Raw genomic sequence first — 19,253 nt, forward strand, 5'->3', positions numbered from 1 at the left:
AAAAACTAAACTCATCGAAATGGAATTCAAGGTTGTTTTACCTGAGGAGAATCTCTTGCTCAGAGAGTTACCTGAAGATGTTGTCGTAGCCAGGGATCCATTGTGGGATTCGCTCAGGGGAGGTGATTATAGTGCTTTCGAGACTGTCTTCAAAAAACATTATACTTTTCTATTCAATTACGGTTTAAAGCTCAACCGGGATGAGGAAGAAGTGAAAGATTGTATCCAAACACTTTTTTTGACGATCTGGGAGAGGAGGGCATTTCTGGGTGCTTCCGATTCTATACGAAATTACTTGTTGGCTTCGCTCCGCCGCCTGATTCTGAAACGAATGAAGATGGCATTTTCTCATGTCGAACTCGATGACGATAATTCAGAGTTCTTTATTGAGCTTTCTGCTGAATCGCACATGATCTATGACCAGACCCTAGCCGAAAATGTTGCCATGGTGCAAGCGGCGGTTTCCTGTCTGCCCGACCGTCAGAAAGAGGCTCTGTATCTGAAATTTTACAGTGAGCAGTCTTTTGGAGATATTGCCAAAATCATGAATATTTCTACCAGAGCAGTTTATAAGCTGATTTACAAAGCACTCGATTCGCTGAATGCTGAATTATCGCCACGATTAGGCGCCAAACCCTCTTTTAGCTCCTTGCTGATAACCCTCATGTCGTCAGGACTTCCCCTTCTTGAAACGATTTTTTTTGCCTGAAAAATGCAAACGTTTGCATTTTATGTTGAAGATATTCTTCGTTGTAATTCATTGTTATTCAGGTATTTAATTCTGCTTTATTGAAAATATAAAAATTTTGTGAAAAAAAATGATTTAGCGAGGGTCACTCCGGCGTCTGTGCAGCTTTATTGTAGTAGAGCTTAAATCTGATCCTATTGAAAGACATCTACAAACAATTTTCTTGTAACGATTTTATCCTCGACGATGATTTCAGAGCATGGTTGAATGGAAATGACCATGAACTTGATCGCGCGTGGGAGACATGGCTCCATGCCAATCCGGCTGCAAGAGAAGAGGTTAAAAAAGCCCGTGTGTTGTTACGTGCTCTGCATATCCGCGAGCGTGATGCCAGCCAGCATGAGGTGAATGCGCAGTGGCGGCAATTGGATAGTCTTATTTCCGGTAAAATTGCTGCGAAGCAGGAGAAAAAATCTAATAACCGGAGCGGATTATTTTCCTTTTGGTACATACTTGGTGCCGCATCCATCATCCTTATAGGCGTATTCGCCGCGCCATTCTTTCTTAAATCAAAATCCAGACCTGCACTCGCTTCAATTGCCGAAAAAACAATCAACGGGCAGCAGCGCGACCTTATTCTTCATGACGGAACGATTGTGAAGCTGAACGCCGGATCGAGCCTTACTTATCCTCAGATTTTTTCGGATACGATCCGCGAAGTAGTCCTGGTGGGAGAAGCTTTTTTTCAGGTTGCCAAAAACGCGGATGCTCCATTCATCATACATACCGGGGAGGTGACAACCAAGGTATTGGGGACAGAATTTAACGTGAGTGCTTACCCGGAAAATGAATCGGTGCAGATTGCTGTGGTAAGTGGAAAAGTGAAGGTTAAAGCGAACGTGAACGCGGGCTCTGACCACAGCAGTGTATGTATCACAAAGAGCGAAATGGTAACCTTTGAAAAATCAGTTAAGGAGCTGGTTGTGAGTAAGTACGACGATCGCGAACAACTGGGATGGAAAGACGGGATTCTATATTTCGAGAAGTCTGATTTCTCAGCAGCGCTGAAAAAGCTGGAACGCTGGTATGGCGTCACAATTCAGGTGGCAGATGCAAAAGTCATGTCCGGCGAAAGCAGCTGGAGATTCAGCGGAAAGTTTCAAAATAAACCCCTTGATTATATTCTGACTACAATGAGCTACCCTAACAGGTTCTCTTACACAATAAAAAACAAAACAGTAATCCTAAACCCCTGAAACAACCCTATGAGAATGAATACGAGCTAAAAAAAACCGGTAATCCAGATGGAGTTACCGGTTTGAAATGGCGACTTAACCGTGTACCAGAGTTGGCGCTCAATAAGATAACGGTTTAAGTCGGTGTAATGAATTATAGAATTCAAACCATCAAAAATATGGAATATAAACTACTACAACAAATTGCAGCGATGTCCAGGTTTGCAGTTGTCGGAATGGTTTTACAATGCATTTTTGTAGGCTTATTGTCCGCATCGGAGGGCAACGCGCAGCAGCAAAGCATTGAAAAGATCATGATTTCGATTGATCTCAAAAACGTCTCGGTCGAAGACGCTTTTGTAGCTATTAATGATAAAACAGATTTTAACTTTCAATATGACCAGAAGCTGGTTCAGAATAAAAAAGTAAATCTCAGTTTTGCATCTGGCAGTATCGGTAAAATACTGCGCCACATCTCAAAGGAAGCCAATATCAGCTTCAACAGGGTTAACGAAACCATCTATGTATCCGGTGCTAAAAAGAACGCCGTTACAGAAGTGCTCAGTAAAACCAAACCCACGTCTGCGCTGCCATCTGCGGCCAAAGGAATAGTGATTTCGACGGAACAGTATCATGCCAACAGACTAACCCAGGTTTTGAACAACAGCCTGAATGCAATGGCTGTGACGATATCCGGTGTGGTGAAGGGAGATAACGGAGAAGTGTTGCCGGGAGTGAACGTGGTAGAAAAGGGAACCGTAAATGGCCTCTCCACGGATGCAGATGGTAAGTTTAAAATCACAGTTGCCAACAACAACTCCGTACTGGTTTTTAGTTACATCGGTTACATTGGTCAGGAACACCAGGTAGGTGCCAGAAGAACCATGGATGTGAAGCTGGTTTCGGAGAATAAGTCGTTGGAAGAGGTAGTTGTGGTTGGTTATGGCGTGCAGCGCAAAGAAAGCGTGGTGGGGGCCATTACCCAGGTTGACAACAAGGCGCTGATGCGTTCGGGGACTTCCAATATCACCAACGCGATTGCCGGAAAATTATCGGGTGTGCTTACAATGCAAGCCAGCGGTGAGCCGGGAAACGACCATTCCGAAATTATAATCCGCGGACTTTCCAGCTGGAACGGATCGCAGCCGTTAATTATGGTGGATGGAGTTGAACGCGATTTTAAAGATATGGATCCCAATGAAATCGCGACCATATCGGTATTGAAAGATGCTTCGGCTACGGCTGTGTTTGGAGCAAAAGGAGCCAACGGTGTAGTGATCGTAACCACAAAAAGGGGAACAATAGGGAAACCTAAACTGGACTTTACTGCTCAGTATGGTTTGGCAAAGGCAACCCGCATTCCCGATCACATCAGTTCGTATACCACCATGACGATGTATAATCAGGCTTTAATGAACGGACAACAGTTCACAGACCTGATTCCGCAGAATGCGCTCAATGAATATCGGAATCCCACTACGGCACTTAATGCGTTGCGTTATCCCGATGTGAACTGGTTCGATACCATGACCAAACCTTTCGCCACCAACGCCAATGCCAACTTTAATGTGAGCGGCGGAACGAACTTTATTAAATATTTCGCTTCGGTAGGGTATACCTATCAGGGAGATTTTTTCAAAGCGTACAAAGAGGGTTATGATGATACCCGCTACTGGTATAACCGGTTTAATTACCGTACCAACATCGATTTCAACCTGAGCAAAAGTACAACCTTGTCTCTTAATGTGGGGGGGGAAACCGGTGTTAAAAACCAGCCGAGCAGTACGCCCTGGCGTAACCTGTATTCCACCGGTCCATCCCGCTACCCTGCCTATTTCCCGGCCTGGGTGTTAGAGCAGGTGCCTGATCCTGATTATCCAAATGATAAGGGAGATCGTCTGGCAATGAACTTTGGTGAATTTACAGGTAACCCTTATACTTCCATGAACCAAGGTTCATTTAACCGTTATATTGATTCTCAGTTATTTACAGACCTGATCCTGGACCAGAAACTGGATGGGATTACACAGGGGCTTTCTGCACGTGGTAAGGTTTCTTTGAGTACTTTTTATAGAAATCGCTCGCTTACTGCTTCTTATAACTTTCCCGAATATCAACTGAACTACGACAAGATCGGGTCCGAAGAAAATCCATGGTTCCGAAACGGACAGGGAAATGAAATGTTTCAGCAGGGGCCACTGGATATCAATGTAGGATCGCTGGAAGATGATCCTCCGTATTACATGGATCTGTATTACGAAGCTTCGCTTAACTATCTCCGCAGTTTTGGCAAACACAACGTATCGGGTCTGGCTTTGGTGAACCGCCAGCAAAAAGATAAAAAGACCGATTTTCCTTATTACAACCAGGGATTGGTAGGAAGAGGAACTTACGACTATGCAGGTAAATACATTGTAGAGGTAAACGTTGGCTTAACAGGGTCTGAACGCTTTGCACCAGGTAACCGCTACGGTTTTTTTCCATCGGGTGCGGTGGGTTATATGATATCGGAGGAAGAATTTTTCAAGAATGCTTTACCGTGGGTCAGCAAACTTAAACTACGCTACTCAGATGGAAAAGTGGGTAGCGACATCGCTGCTAACCGCTGGCTATATCTGAGCGATTATTTCAAAGATAACGCCGGCTACATTCATGAAGATCTGGGAGCCAACAGGGTGTCGCAATGGGAAGAAGCCAGAAAACGTGATTTCGGCGTTGAGCTGGGTTTATGGAATGACAGCTTCACTTTTGGTGTCGATCTGTTCGATGAAAAAAGAGAGAAAATGCTGCTTGTTCCCCGAAGCGTAACGATGATGGTGGGCAACTCCTTTAAAGAACTTAACCTTGGTCGTCTCAAAAAACACGGTATCGAACTTGAAGCAGAGTATCGTAAAACAATAAGCAGCGGACTAAACTTTTTCGTCAAAGGTATTTTTGGATTCAACGAGAACAGGATAATCTTTAAAGATGACCTGCCATATGCCAATGACTACCAGAAAGACGCCGGCAAGCCGCTTGGCGCTCAGCTCAGCGGGGTTGAACTAACAGGAAGTGGCTACTACACTTCTGTGGATGATATTCATAACAATACAGCCGCAATTGATCTTTACAAGCTTAACGTAGGTGATTACAAATACCTGGATTACAACGGAGACGGAAAGATCACCAATCTTGATAAGTATCCGATTCCCGGCTCTGATTTCGCTCCGGTAACCTATTCGTTCTCCGCCGGATTCACATGGAAAAAGTTTGATTTTAATTTCATGTTTCAGGGCAACGTAGGCAAATACGTGGAGTTCAACCAGCCTTACGAAGTTGAGTTTATCAAAGGAGACTGGCGCGTGCATGCATCACAACTGGACTACTGGACACCAACCAATCCGGGAGCAAACCATGCCACACTGCACTATTCGGGCGGAGGAAGCACCGACAACCTTTTCTGGGGTGGAGGAGAAGCTGACCGTGGATTCGACATCATGGTGAAGGATCGGTTCTGGAGAAATGCGAACTACCTCAGATTGAGAGAGGTGTATGCTTCCTATACTTTCAATTCCAAGGTGTTGAAGCGGGTACTAGGTACTTCTAATCTGGTGTTTTTTGTAACAGGAAATAATCTTTTCACCATAACCAAACTTATAGAAGGTGATCCGGAAAGGAAAGATTTTAACCAGGGATTCTATCCTCAGATGACTACTTTAAAATTTGCGATCAGAGCAGCATTCTAAGATAAACTGTATCAACATGAAAAAATTTACCACCATACTATTGGCGCCCGTTCTGCTGATCGTGCTTCTTGCCGGATGTGTTGAGGATTATCTGGACCAGGCACCGGAGTCGGGACTTGGTACCGAGGATGTGTTCTCCAAGTACGAAAACTTCAAAAAGTTTTTTGATTCCATTTATGAGGGAAATAAGTTGGACGATAAGACCTGGCGCGGGTATAACATCAAAAACGCATACTCGCTATACTTCGACTTTTGGGACCAGAAATACACAATGGAGTCGCTCACGGATATGAGTGACATGGGACGCGTAATGGACGCTCAGATTATTAAAAGTGGCTCTGTTTCTGCTATCATTAACAAAATGACCTACGATCAGGCGCGGCGTCCGATACTGGGATCCATGTTTAAGATCATCCGGGTTTGCAACATATCCTTGCAGAACATCAATCTGCTTAAAGATGTGAATGCGGTTGATATCAACGATTTTAAAGGACAATCGCACTTTATTCGCGCTTTTGCCCACTTTGAATTATTTCGCTTGTGGGGACCTATGCCTTATCTCAATAAGGTTATCGGCCCTGACGACGAGTGGGATATTCCGCGGCTCTCAAAACATGAAACGCTTGTAAGAATTGCAGCTGATATGGACACGGCGGCTTCCTACTTCAAACAAGCCGACCTCATGCGACGGGATCCGCCTCCGGGTGTAGCGGGTCACCTCAATAATCCGGAGCAAAAACGCCCTAATGGCGTAGCTGCTATTGCGATGAAAGCCCGTGCGCTGCTCTATGCTGCAAGTCCTTTAAACAATGAGTTGGGAAATAAAGATTGGGAAAATGCCGCGGTGGCCAACTGGGAAGCGATTAAACTGGCTGAACAACATGGTTACGAACTGTTGCCTTTGTCGGATTACAAAAGGAATTACATAGGTAACCAGTACTCTAATGAGCAGCTCTGGGCTTGGTCTGCCGGAACGAAAGCATACAATGCGGGCGATCTTCAGGGACAGGTAAATGGTGTATTTGGTGGAGGCAAAACAGGGTGGTCGGGTGAATGTCCTACCCAGAATACCGTGGATAAATTTGAAACCAAATGGGGTGAACCACTCAATACGGAAGCCGATCGTGCTGCTGCAACTGCTGCCGGACATTACAATGAGCAGAACCCATATGCTAACCGTGATCCCCGTTTTGAGATCGATATCATTTACAACCAGGCACAGATCCCGGGATACGGAGCGGCAAAAATTTACTATGAAACCAACAATGGTGCAGCGGTTTACGCAGAATTGCTTGATCAGACGTATGCGGGAATTACCAGAACAGGCTATTACGAAAGAAAAACCTGGGGTGAGCAAAGTGTGAAAAACAAAACCACGCCACAGTATACCGATCCACTTATTCGACTGGGAGAGCTGTATCTGAACTATGCGGAGGCGGCAAATGAAGCTTATGGTCCCAATGGTATGGCTCCTGGTGCCACCATGACCGCCCTTCAGGCCGTAAACAAGATCAGAAACCGTGCCGGCATGCCTGATGTACTTCCGGCATATACAGGTTCCAAGGACAAACTTCGCGATCGGATCAAGAATGAGCGGACTATTGAACTTTGCTTTGAAGGCGGCCACTATTTCCACGACATACGCCGCTGGAAAGATGCCCCCAAAGTGATGGGAGGAACACTCTACAGGGTTGATATCGAAAAGGTACCGGTAAGTACTACATATCCTACCGGCTTCAAATACACCCGAATGCCCATGTCTGCCGACCGCCAGGTACGCTGGAAAGATGCTATGTACTATTTCCCGTTCAATACGGAGGATATGTACAAGATGAAAAATTTTGTTTCCAACGAAGTTTGGTAGCCTAACCCATTAAACTGATAATCATGAGATTAGATAGATATTACAAAAAGCATAGTCTGCTCGGCTTGCTTTTACTGATTCTGTTTGTAGCAGGTTCGGCAATTGCTCAGGACAAAAGCGCAAAAAAAGCGCAGGCAGTGAAAGTGAATCTGAAAGTGACCGATGAGCAGGGTAACCCTATTCCAAAAGCCACAGTGGTGGTGGGGGAAGGGTTGATTCATACAGAAACCAACGACAACGGAAGCATTGATTTTAACGCCCTGCCCGAAGATTTTATCACGGTGACGTCTTACGGGTACAGCAAAAAGGTTTCGCTGATCGGTGATTTGATCGAAGACAACATTGTTTTGAAAAAGGCAAAGTTGTACATGACACCCGATGATGAAATTCCGATGCCCTACATGAATCTTTTGAAAAGAAAGACAACAGGGAGCTATAATGTTTTCAGAACCAGTGACCTTGAAAAATATCCTACCAACGACCTTAGAAACGCTTTCGCAGGCATAGCAACTGGTATTGAGGTTACGGAAAGGGATGGATCTACCGGTCTGAATGCGGAGGAAGAGCTCGGATTTTTCAGAGTAACCGAAAAGGTGGGCATCACTTCTAGAGGATTTAGTCCCATTTTTATGATCGATGACATACCTACTGAAATCACAGAAATGAACCTCGATCCGCAGGAAATTGAAAGTGTAACGGTGATCAAGGATATTGTAGGTAAAGCGATGCTTGGGCCAAGAGGTGCAAACGGGATTATTTACATCAAGACAAAACGTGGCAGGGCACATGAACGTGTAATGAATGTAAACGTGGAAGAAGGTGTGAGTATCGTTGACAGGTTTCCTGGCTGGGCATCCGGTGCCGATTATGCAAGACTTAACAACACCGCCAGAACCAACAGCGGAATGAATCCCCTGTACAGCGACGCGGCCATAAACGGTTACGCACAAAACGATCCATACAATATGTACACGCCAAGTGTGGACTTTCGTGGTATGATGCTTAAAAATTCCAAATCGTTCAGACGGGCTAATTTGTCTTCGGGTGGCGGTAATGAAACCATTCAGTACAATGCATATTTGGGATACAACGGCGAAGGAGATATTTATAAAATTGGATCGACTTCCGACTATCATCGGATCAATGTGAGATCCAATATTGATGTAAAGATCAATGAGCTGATCAAGGTGAAGGTTGACTTTTTTGGGGGACTAACGATCCGTCGCTCGCCCAACTATGGTTACAACTCCGATTTTACCAATGAAGACGGCAATACCAATACCGCACTTGATCTTGTGGAGTTTAATACGGCCATCAACGATATTACTAACACGCCACCCATTGCTTTTCCTGTCTATGCTGCTTTCGGAGACAATGCTGTTGCTCCATGGTATGGTGTAAGTTCCAATTTCAAGACCAATCCCATCGGGAACCTGATGCATAACGGTTATTATTCGGAAAAGGGCCGGACAGGAGCGTCCAATGTTACTTTTGAATACGATATGAAGGAAATACTGCCAGGTCTGAAATCAAGAACTTATGCAGGTTTCAACGTATTCAACAGCTTGCGCATCGGAAAGGCGGAAGACTATATTGCCTACATTGCTACACCGGGAACAACTTCTTCCGGACAGGATACGATCAGGCTTTCAAAGGTACACGACGGGGTCGATATGTCGGGACTGGCCAAACTGCACGATTATTATTCTCAGCGTTTCGTGATTTACGAAAATCTTAGTTATGAGAAAGCCTGGAAAAAAAGTGACCTTCAGATGGGACTGACCTATTTTCTTTCCAGAATTTCCAGGAATGGAATAGAAGAACCTCAGCGCCAGCAAAATGCTATACTGACTGGCATTTATTCTTTTAAAGATAAATATGTTTTTCAGGGTGTATTAAATTATGCGGGTACTTATAGCTTCGCCAAGGACAAAAGGTATGCAATGTTTCCTTCTGCCGGCCTTGGGTGGGTAGTTTCGGAGGAGAATTTCATGAAAGGTGTAAAGGCTGTAAACTATCTTAAACTGCGTGTGGAAGGTGGTGTGTTAGGTTATGAAAGTTTTTTGCCTCCATTTTATGACCTGGATCGCTGGGGTGTGAACTCAACCGGTGTCGCCTTTGGTCCGTTTACAACCAACCAGTGGTTTGGCAGCAATACAGACAACTCCGTATATCGTACAACGCCCGCACGCATCGGAAATCCTGACCTCACCTGGGAAAAACGTAAGGAGCTGAGTATTGGTCTTGACGCCTTACTGTTTAACAGAAAACTATCTGTGGAGGTTAACTATTTCAATAATCTGCGCGATGGGATGGTTTCTCAGTTAGCCAATACAGTTCCGTTGATTGCCGGTATTTCCGGATCCAGACCATGGTTCAACTACAACAGGATGAAGTTTTTTGGTGTAGAAACCGGTATTCAGTATTCTGATAAAATCGGTGCTCTGAGGTTCTCAGTTGGTGGTAATGCTTCGGTTCAGGATAGTAAGATTCTGAAATACGATGAACCTGCTTTCCGGTTTGATTATCAGACACGCCTGGGAACTCCTACCGACGGATACTGGGGCCAGACCTATATCGGAAAATTTGCAACCGACGAGGAAACCAAACTTGTGCCGCAGATTTACGATGAGGTGCTGAAACAGGGCGATCTTAAATATCAGGACAAGAACGGCGACGGTATTGTGGATGACAATGACCAGAGTCAGATCGGACATTCTTCGCCACGCCTGATCTACGCGCTGAACCTTCGTCTTGGTTTCAAAAACTTTGAGTTCACGGCTGTTGGTAACGGAAGGGCTTTTTATGACATAGGAATGACAAACAAGTATTTCTGGAACGGCTGGAATGATAACAATTACTCCAACTTCGTGAAAGAAAATGTAGGCGGAGATTACCCCCGACTGACCTATCAGAAAGTTAACAACAACTTTGTCGGGTCTAATTTCTGGCTTCGTGACGGAGGCTATTTCAAAGTTCAGAACATTGAGATCGCATACAACGTCCCCGTGAATGCTGCCCGTGTGATTGGTGCAAGGGGTTTGCGTCTTTATGTACGCGGAGCTAATCTGCTCACCGTTTCCAAGATCAAGGATGTTGATCCTGAATCAATTAATTCAGGAGTGACTGTCAATCCTTTGTTCAGAACGTTTACCGGCGGAGTTAAGCTAACATTTTAATCAGGAACTGTTATGGATTTGAAAAATATAAAAATAAAAGGCATTCTCTGCTTTTGTCTGCTGAGCTTCGCACTGGTATCCTGCGTGGATTATCTGGAACCATATCCAAATGGAAACAGGACTACCGAGGATATCTGGAAATATCAGGATATGGTGCAGGGGTTGGTTGGGCAGTGTTATGACAACATGCCCCGGAATTACAACGACAATGAAGGCGTTTACATGGACGGAGCCTCCGACGATGTTGTGATTACCTCCACCACCAATGCCATGGTCAGGCTGGCTACGGGAGCTTTGCCAACCAGTCAGGATCCTTTCCGTACCTATTGGGACCGCGCCTATAGATCCATTTATCTGGTCAATCTTTTTTTGAAAGACCGTAAAGGATACAACACCAGGTTTCTGGTTAACGCGCATCTTGACAGTCTGGTTAAGAATCGTTTGCAGGGAGAAGCCTTTGCGTTGAGAGCCTGGTTTCAGTGGGATTTGCTGCAAAAATTTGGTGGCAAAGGTATGGATGGCCAGCTATTGGGTTTCCCGATCGTGCTAGAACCGGTCGACATTAAAGAGGAAACAAACCGTACACGCAATACCTATGATCAATGTGTTCAGCAGATCATTGCGGATTGCGACTCGGCCTACAAATACCTGCCCATTGCGCACCGCGATTTTCTTGTACCGAATGTGAACGACCGCGCATACGCCGGAGGACGTTATTGGGGACGCTTCGACGGGATTACTACCCGTGCGCTTAAAGCACTGGTATATCTCACTTGGGCAAGTCCGAGATTTAATCCTTCCAACAATGTGGCGCGTTGGGATTCTGCTGCTAAAAATGCCAAACTGGTAATGGATTTCAAGCAAAAAACCGATGCGGTTTCCAATGGTTTCGGCGTAACGAAGGCAATGGACTGGTTCAATCCAAACTTTGGAGGCATTGTATTCTCGGCCAGATATAACAACGGAAACGATGCCATGGAAAGGATGTTCTATCCGGGCGGGTTTCAGGGTAATGGCCAGGTGGGGGCAACGCAGGAATTGGTAGATGCCTTTCCGATGAAAAACGGGTATCCCATTACTGATTCGCGAAGCCTTTATGATCCGGCAAAACCTTATGAAAACCGTGATCCGAGATTTTACGCGACGATTTTTCATAATAATGCCAAAGCCATGCGGCTGAACAGTTCGAGCACAACACCCATGTATACCTTCGAAAACTGGACCGGAGCCAAGGATTCACCAGGCCCGCCGGCCAACAGCAGAACCAATTACCATATCAAAAAAATGGTTTTTATGGGACTGAACTGGGGAGATAATGCGATCAACCGGCAACCGCATACGAAAGTATTCATCCGCTGGGAAAACATGGTGTTTGCATTTGCCGAAGCCGCCAATCAGGTAGAAGGACCAAACGGAGCAAAATATGGCTTGTCGGCGAAAGAAGCAATGGCTTACATCCGCGCCAAAAACAATACAGACGGAGGGAAAGGATTTACGACCGACCCTTATCTGACTGAAATTGCAGCGGCTGGAAAAGTGGCTTTTTATGATTTTATTAAAAACGAACGCAGGCTGGAGTTCTGCTTCGAAGGTCAGAGATTTTACGACATTCGCCGGTGGACCACCACGCTTGCAGAGCTCAACAAAGCGGTGCACCGCCCTGTCATTACCAGAAATACAGACGGATCTTTTAGCTATAAAATGGACGAAATCGTAGAGTCGCGTTCATATCCTTCCGCATTTCTTCCCATACCTTTCGACGAGATGCTTCGCATGAGCAACCTCGTGCAGAATGAGGGCTGGGACGCCTGGAAGTGATTTTGGAACAGGTAATTGTCAGATAATCAAATAATTAATAATGGATGTCAGCAAAACGCTGGCATCCGATAGCCAAAAAATGGTATGAAAAAAATTATAATGGCAGCTTTATTCCTTTCCGTGGCGATGAGCTCTTGCTATAAGGATTATATTGAGGATTTCGATTACAGCTCGATCTACTTTATGTACCAAACCAATGTCCGTACTTTCGTGGTTGGCGAGGGAATGAAAATTGAGGTTGGAGCAGCACTCGGAGGCTTACGGGAAAACAGACAGGATCGTGTTGTGAATTTTAACATGGACAATACGCTCATCAACGCCAATATTCTTGCTGCGATGAAAGCAGGTGCCAACTACATAAAGGAAGCAATTGCTCCTGTTGATACTTTGAAACTGATGCCGACGTCTTACTACACAATTTCCGACAACAGCAAAATGATCATCAAATCCGGTCAGCACATGGGTTCGGTGGTGATCAAAGCCGATTCTGCACGATTTTTGCAGGACGTGGCAACGATCAGGCCGGGTTACGCAATTCCGTTTAATATTACCACCGCCGACGCTGATTCCATACACAAGGCTAAAAGGTATACCGTAGTTGCCCTAAAATATGAGAACATGTTGTTTGGAAATTACTGGCATGGTGGGGTAACCACGGTAAAAGATGCGACAGGCAAAGTAGTAAATACAGTAAAATATTATACGACCATACCATCACCAGAAGTTAAAATTCTGAACCTGAAAACGGTGGCGCCAAATGCCCTGGTGACCAACAAGATCAGCGATCAGACAGGTTCGATGAAGATCACCCTTGAAGGATCGAAAGTGATTGTAAGTAAAGCGCCGGGCTCGTCAGTGGAAGTGCTGCCGGACGGGGAGAGCGTGTTCAATCGCTCTAAACTTTTACAGGACCGCCGCATCATTCTTAAATACAAATATGCCAATGCCGATGGTACCACTTCATTTGCACAGGATACACTCACTTTCCGCAACCGGATCCGCGACGGTGTAAACGAATGGCAGGATGAAAATCCCGATAATTATAAATGACAGCCCATTACTGATATTGGCGTAACTCCCCTCACCAAAAGCTCCGAATTTTCCCAAACGGGATTATTTGGGGCTTTTAATATAAAGACTTATATATCAGTATTTTATCATTTTTTTTTCCACTCAACAACTTGTAAATACCTGATTTTTCTGGTCGGGGTTTTGGTTTAAAATATTCGTCAGATAAGAAATAATGTTGCCTTTTAAAGATAGTGCGCTAACTTAGAAACTGATGTGCACGAGAATCCTCAGCTATTCCTTTACTCACCTACATAACTTTAAAAATGAAAAACATCCTAACCCTTGCTTTTTTCCTAATTGTTTCGTGCGCGTCATTTGCGCAGCAGATATCGGAATCTGTGTCAACGGCAATGCAATCCATTAAAAAGGATCATCCAAGGCTTTTGCTGCTTAAAGGTGAAGAAAGCCAGATCGTGAAACAGACAAAAAAGTATAAGGAATGGAACAACATCCATCAGTCTATCTTGACTGAATGTGATAAACTTTTGCAGGAAATTCCGGTGGATCGTATACAAACAGGAAGGAGATTACTCGGCAAATCGCGCGAATGTTTGCGACGGGTGTTTCAGCTTAGTTATGCCTATCGGACTACGAAGGAAGATAAATATCTGAAACGTGCGGAAAAAGAATTGCTGGCTGTTTCAGGATTTACAGATTGGAATCCTTCACATTTTCTTGACGTTGCCGAAATGACCATGGCCGTCGCGATTGGTTACGACTGGCTCCACGATGATCTTTCAGAAGAATCCCGAAAAATAATTCGTGAAGCCATTCTTAAAAAAGGAATTGAGCCATCTTACGATAAAAAATACAATGGATTTTTAAGGTCGACCAATAACTGGAACCAGGTTTGCAACGCGGGAATGGTGTTTGGCGTGCTTGCTATTGCCGAGCATGAGCCCGAATTGGCAGCAAAGACGATCAGCCGCGCAGTTGAAAGTCTACCGATATCAGTCACTCCTGCCTACAAGCCGGATGGTGCCTATCCGGAAGGATATGGTTACTGGGAATACGGGACCAGTTTTAACGTCTTATACATCAGTGCGGTTCAAAAAGCGCTTGGCACCGATTTCGGACTTTCTCAGTCACCGGGTTTTTTGAAAACGGCAGGTTTTTTACAGCATTTGGTAGGCCCGAACGGTTTGGCTCACAATTGGGGTGACAGTGGATTGAAAGACGGTATTAGTCCTGCAATGTTCTGGTTTGCGGACAAAAATAACGACCCAAGCTTGCTGTGGAGTCAAAAGAAACTCATGTCTCAAAGCAACGTGAAATACGTAAATAACAGAATTTTACCAGCGTTGCTGATTTGGGGAATGAATGCGGATTTGGACCAGATCAAGGCACCTGAGACGAAAATGTGGGTGGGGCAGGGTGACTCGCCGGTGGGCCTCATGCGCACCTCATGGACGGACCCGAACGCCATTTTTGTTGGTGTAAAAGCGGGTTCGCCTTCGGTGAGCCATGCACACATGGATATAGGCTCGTTTGTAATTGATGCACAGGGGGAGCGGTGGGCAGCCGACTTTGGTATGCAGGATTATAATTCGCTGGAATCAAAAGGGGTGGACCTCTGGAATCGTTCCCAGAACTCGCAGCGTTGGCAGGTATTCAGGCTCAATAATTTTGCACACAACACGCTCACTTTCGATGGTCAGCTGCAAAATGTAAAAGGATATGCGAAGATAGATGCCCGGTCTGCCGATCCGTCCAATCCTGCCGTTGTTACAGATATTTCGCAGTTATATGAAAGTCAGATCGCATCAGCAAAACGAGGCGTTTCTATCCGGAAAGGGAAAAACGTCGTTGTGCGGGACGAAGTAAAAACGCTGGATAAATCTGTTAATATGCGTTGGAATCTGCTCACGCCTGCCGAAGTGAAAATCGTGGATGGCAAAACAGTTGAACTGACAAAAAACGGAAAGAAAATGTTTTTGATTTTTGAAACAAAATCGAAAATTGAGATTAAAACCTGGCCTACAACACCAAGTCATGACTATGACGCTCCGAATCCGGATACACAGTTCGTAGGTTTTGAAGTGACAATTCCGGCTAATTCCAGCGCAGCTTTTAACGCATATTTTACGCCGGATGGCAAAACCGAAGCCGTAAATGAACTCGCGTCCTGGCAGGTGAAATAGGCTGTATGTAAGGAAAAATCCGTTTACAATTCCAATTATTAAAGCACTTGCCGAATGCGATTCTTTGTAAGTTTTATGCTGATGTCCCTGTATCCGATCATGGGTATTGGTCAATTTGTTCATCCCGGAATGCTTCATTCAAAGCAGGATTTAGCTTTTGTAAAAGCGAGAATTAGTTCAGGTGCAGAACCGTGGAAGTCGTCGTGGGTAAATCTTAAAACATCGCCCACTGCACAGCTCACCTGGACTGCCAAACCGGTAAAAGTGATTGAGGTAGGGTTTTACAGCAAACCTGATATTGGCGGAACCGATTTCAGGAATGATGGTTTGGCGGCCTATTCCTGTGCACTCAGATACGCACTGGGCGGAGACAAAGCCTACGCCGAAAAAGCGATTGAAATTATAAATGCCTGGTCGTATACACTGGATTCGGTGACTAATGGTAATAAAAAGTTGCTTGTAGGTATGGTTGGTATTAAATTTCTGAATGCAGCCGAAATCTTGAAACATCAATACACAGGATGGAAAAAACAGGATCAGGAAGCATTTAAGAAAATGGTAATGAATGTATGGTTTCCGTTATTGAAGGATTTTATGCCGGGCTATAATGGAAACTGGGATGCGGCCATTGCGCAAACGGTCATTGGTATTGGCGTGTTCATGGATCGGAGAGATATTTTTGACCTTGCCTGTAATCAGATTTTGAAGGGTGAGTCCAACGGAGCTATCAATCACTATTTTAATGAATGGGGACAATGCCAGGAAAGCGGGCGCGATCAGGGACATACGCAAATGGGACTGGGTTTTCTAAGCATAGTTTGTGAAATAGCCTGGAAACAGAAAAAGGATCTGTATTCGGCATATGAAAACAGATTGGCGTTGGGATATGAATACACAGCCAGATACATGCTTGGAGAAGACGTAAAGTATGTAAGGTATAAGACTTTTCAGGGAAAGACCGTTTTCGGTGATTCCATTTCGGCAATAGGTCGGGGCAAATTTTCGCCTATCTATGAAAGGGCCTATCATCATTACCACAATCGTTTGAAACTACCCATGCCATTTACAAAAAGAGCGCTCGACAAAACCCGTCCGGAAGAAGAAAGCACCGGCTACCTGCCCTGGGCAACACTGATGACGACTGCGTTTTAAACCTGATTCCTTGATGAAAACATATGTAATTTACACGCTGTTCATCCTTTTAATATGATGTTCATCATTTCGCATGGACATTCCCGACATTGATGTCCGTACAACTTTTACCTTTTAAATAATACCATTGCCACCATGAAAACGATACTTATCCTGCTGTTGCTCTGTTGTTTTCAGGCGTCCGGACAAATCATTCGCAAACCTGGTGAAAACTACTCCATTCCTGTAATGCCCGGAACCGGCCAGCCTGACTCGGATCTTGAAACGATTCGCAACAGGGTTATTGCAGATTTGCTGGCTCCCGCAGTTGATCCGGAAGAGATAACCCGACTGATCAGGACACAGCAGAAGGACGGAACCTGGCCTGAGATCAATTACAAGGATGTGTCACGAACAGGATTTCAGCACAGCCGGCATTTGAATAACATGCTTGTTCTGGGAAGAGCTTTCAAAAAGGAAGGTACTTCATTTCAGGGAGATCCAGCTGTCAGGAATGCCGTATCTACGGCGCTGGATTATTGGATAACCAACGATTTTATATGTGAAAACTGGTGGTGGAATGAGATGGGAACACCTCATCTGATGGTAAACATTTTGCTTGTCATGGATTCGGATCTTAGTAGCAGACAAAAAACCGAGGGTGTTCGTATCGCAGGCAGGGCCAACCTGGAAGCGTCGGGAGCGCGGCCCGGGGGTGATCTGATCCAAATTGCAGGCATGCTGGGCAAACAGGCCCTTTTTCAGCGTAATCCGGAGGTTTTGTCCAAAGTTGTACTGGTAATGGCTTCGGAAATTAAAATATCGGGGGGCAGGGGATTAAAGCCGGATCTCAGTTTTCATCATCGCACAGATAACGTCATTTCAACCCTGGCATATGGTACCGGTTATGCGGCGTCGTTCGCTTACTGGGCTGTAAAAATTGCAGGTACAAAATACACACTGCCCGAACCTGCATTACACCTGCTGGTCGATTATTATCTGGACGGAATTTGCCAGTCGCTGGTTCACGGAAAGTATCCTGATCCCGGTGCAGAAAACCGCGGCATTACAAGAAAAGAGGCTTTGAAGGAAGTAAGTGCTGATCTGCCAGAAAATTTATTAGCAGCCACATCGTACCGCAAAGCCGAGCTGGAAAATATTGTGAGAATCAGGAAAGGTGAAACTGCTTCCAATCTCACAAGAGACTACTATTTCTGGCATTCGCACTACTACACGCACCAACGTCCGGATTATTATACTTCTGTGCGCATGCACAGCAACCGCGCCAGCAATATGGAGCAGCCACACAATGAGGAAGGCTTAAAAAACCATCACTATGGGGACGGGAGTAATTTTATTTCACGAACCGGGCAAGAATACGAGCAGATTTTTCCTGTGTGGGACTGGCAAAAAATACCCGGGACAACCGTAGTGCAAAAGCCGGAGGTTGCGCATTGGAAACACCTTGCCCGGCAAGGCAGGAAAGACTTTACCGGTGGCGTTACCGACCAGCGATATGGTGCAGCTGCATTTGACTTCGAGAGCGTGCACGATCCTTTAAGTGCTAAAAAGGCGTGGTTCTTTTTTGATAAAGAAGTTGTAAGTCTGGGTGCAGGAATTCGCTCCACAGCGGATTATCCCGTTGCTACAACATTGAACCAATGTCTGTTAAAGAGTAAAGTGGTGGTGAAATCAGAGGGCAGAAAACAGGAACTTGAAGCTGGTAAACACGATCTTGGTCAGGTGAACTGGGTAATTCATGATGAAGTAGGATATGTATTCCTGAACCCCACGGAGCTTAAACTGAGTAATCAGATTCAAGCAGGGAATTGGCGAATGATCAATCATCAGGCCTGGGCCACAGAAGAGATCGTCGAAAAGCAGGTATTTACACTTTGGTTGGATCATGGGGTAAAACCCCAAAATGAAACATATCAGTACGTGGTTGTGCCGGGAATAAATGAGACGGATTTGGAAATGTATGCCCAGAGCAAGCCTGTAAATGTCATTTCTAATACCACTGACCTGCAGGCTGTGGAACATGCCGGACTTGGGATTGCGCAGGCGGTGCTGTACAAGCCGGGAAAGGTTCAGTTCAGTAACGGGCTGATCGTTTCCGCTGATAATCCATGTCTTATTATGCTAAGCAGAAGTGGCGATAAAATCAAAAGCATTACGGTATCGGACCCTACGGGAAAATTGAAGAAGTTGAAAATTGAAGTCAATTCAAAACTTGCTGGAACAGGAGCCCATTGGCAGACAACTTATGACAGTTCCCTGCAAATCAGTACGATCAGTTTCAGTTTACCAGAAGAAGGCATGGCGGGCAAGAGCATCACCGCAGATGTGGTAAATGACTAAGTCAGAAATCATTCTCGGTATTTTAACAGGCAAGTCGCCC

General features: G+C 45.1%; 10 protein-coding genes. All 10 read left to right on the forward strand.

The genetic code is table 11. From position 1 onward, the window contains the following. The first annotated feature begins 19 nt into the window (after positions 1 to 19). The 10 genes from LZG71_RS22660 to LZG71_RS22705 all read left to right on the forward strand — a co-directional run bounded on the left by LZG71_RS22660 (position 20) and on the right by LZG71_RS22705 (position 19,213). The gene (locus tag LZG71_RS22660) at positions 20 to 709 is read left to right on the forward strand and encodes an RNA polymerase sigma factor (protein WP_233824262.1); all 690 of its coding nucleotides are present in this window, start codon (positions 20 to 22) and stop codon (positions 707 to 709) included. 176 nt (positions 710 to 885) lie between these two features. After that, positions 886 to 1,944 (forward strand): FecR family protein, encoded by a 1,059-nt coding sequence (locus LZG71_RS22665; protein WP_233824264.1) that lies wholly within the window; start codon positions 886 to 888, stop codon positions 1,942 to 1,944. Positions 1,945 to 2,102: 158 nt separating this feature from the next. Next, entirely contained in the window at positions 2,103 to 5,648 is a 3,546-nt protein-coding gene (locus tag LZG71_RS22670) for a TonB-dependent receptor (RefSeq protein ID WP_233824266.1), read from the forward strand. Between the two features lie 16 nt (positions 5,649 to 5,664). Beyond that, on the forward strand, positions 5,665 to 7,512 hold the full coding sequence (locus LZG71_RS22675; protein ID WP_233824268.1) for a RagB/SusD family nutrient uptake outer membrane protein: 1,848 nt from the start codon (positions 5,665 to 5,667) through the stop codon (positions 7,510 to 7,512). 23 nt (positions 7,513 to 7,535) lie between these two features. Then, on the forward strand, positions 7,536 to 10,691 hold the full coding sequence (locus LZG71_RS22680) for a SusC/RagA family TonB-linked outer membrane protein (protein ID WP_233824270.1): 3,156 nt from the start codon (positions 7,536 to 7,538) through the stop codon (positions 10,689 to 10,691). Between the two features lie 12 nt (positions 10,692 to 10,703). Continuing rightward, a complete protein-coding gene (locus LZG71_RS22685; RefSeq protein WP_233824272.1) occupies positions 10,704 to 12,509 on the forward strand; it encodes a RagB/SusD family nutrient uptake outer membrane protein in 1,806 nt (601 codons plus the stop codon). An 84-nt stretch (positions 12,510 to 12,593) separates the two neighbouring features. Further along, positions 12,594 to 13,559, forward strand: a complete 966-nt coding sequence (locus tag LZG71_RS22690) for a DUF1735 domain-containing protein (RefSeq protein ID WP_233824274.1) — start codon at positions 12,594 to 12,596, stop codon at positions 13,557 to 13,559. A gap of 284 nt (positions 13,560 to 13,843) precedes the next feature. Then, positions 13,844 to 15,721 carry a heparinase II/III family protein gene (locus LZG71_RS22695; RefSeq protein ID WP_233824276.1) on the forward strand — a complete coding sequence of 626 codons (1,878 nt, stop codon included), beginning with the start codon at positions 13,844 to 13,846 and terminating at the stop codon, positions 15,719 to 15,721. 54 nt (positions 15,722 to 15,775) lie between these two features. Further along, positions 15,776 to 16,873, forward strand: coding sequence for an alginate lyase family protein (locus tag LZG71_RS22700; RefSeq protein ID WP_233824278.1), 1,098 nt, complete (start codon positions 15,776 to 15,778; stop codon positions 16,871 to 16,873). Between the two features lie 135 nt (positions 16,874 to 17,008). Next, the gene (locus LZG71_RS22705; protein WP_233824280.1) at positions 17,009 to 19,213 is read left to right on the forward strand and encodes a polysaccharide lyase family 8 super-sandwich domain-containing protein; all 2,205 of its coding nucleotides are present in this window, start codon (positions 17,009 to 17,011) and stop codon (positions 19,211 to 19,213) included. Positions 19,214 to 19,253 lie beyond the last annotated feature (40 nt).

Origin of the sequence: Dyadobacter sp. CY312 (assembly GCF_021390535.1) — a bacterium.
Classification (GTDB): domain Bacteria; phylum Bacteroidota; class Bacteroidia; order Cytophagales; family Spirosomataceae; genus Dyadobacter.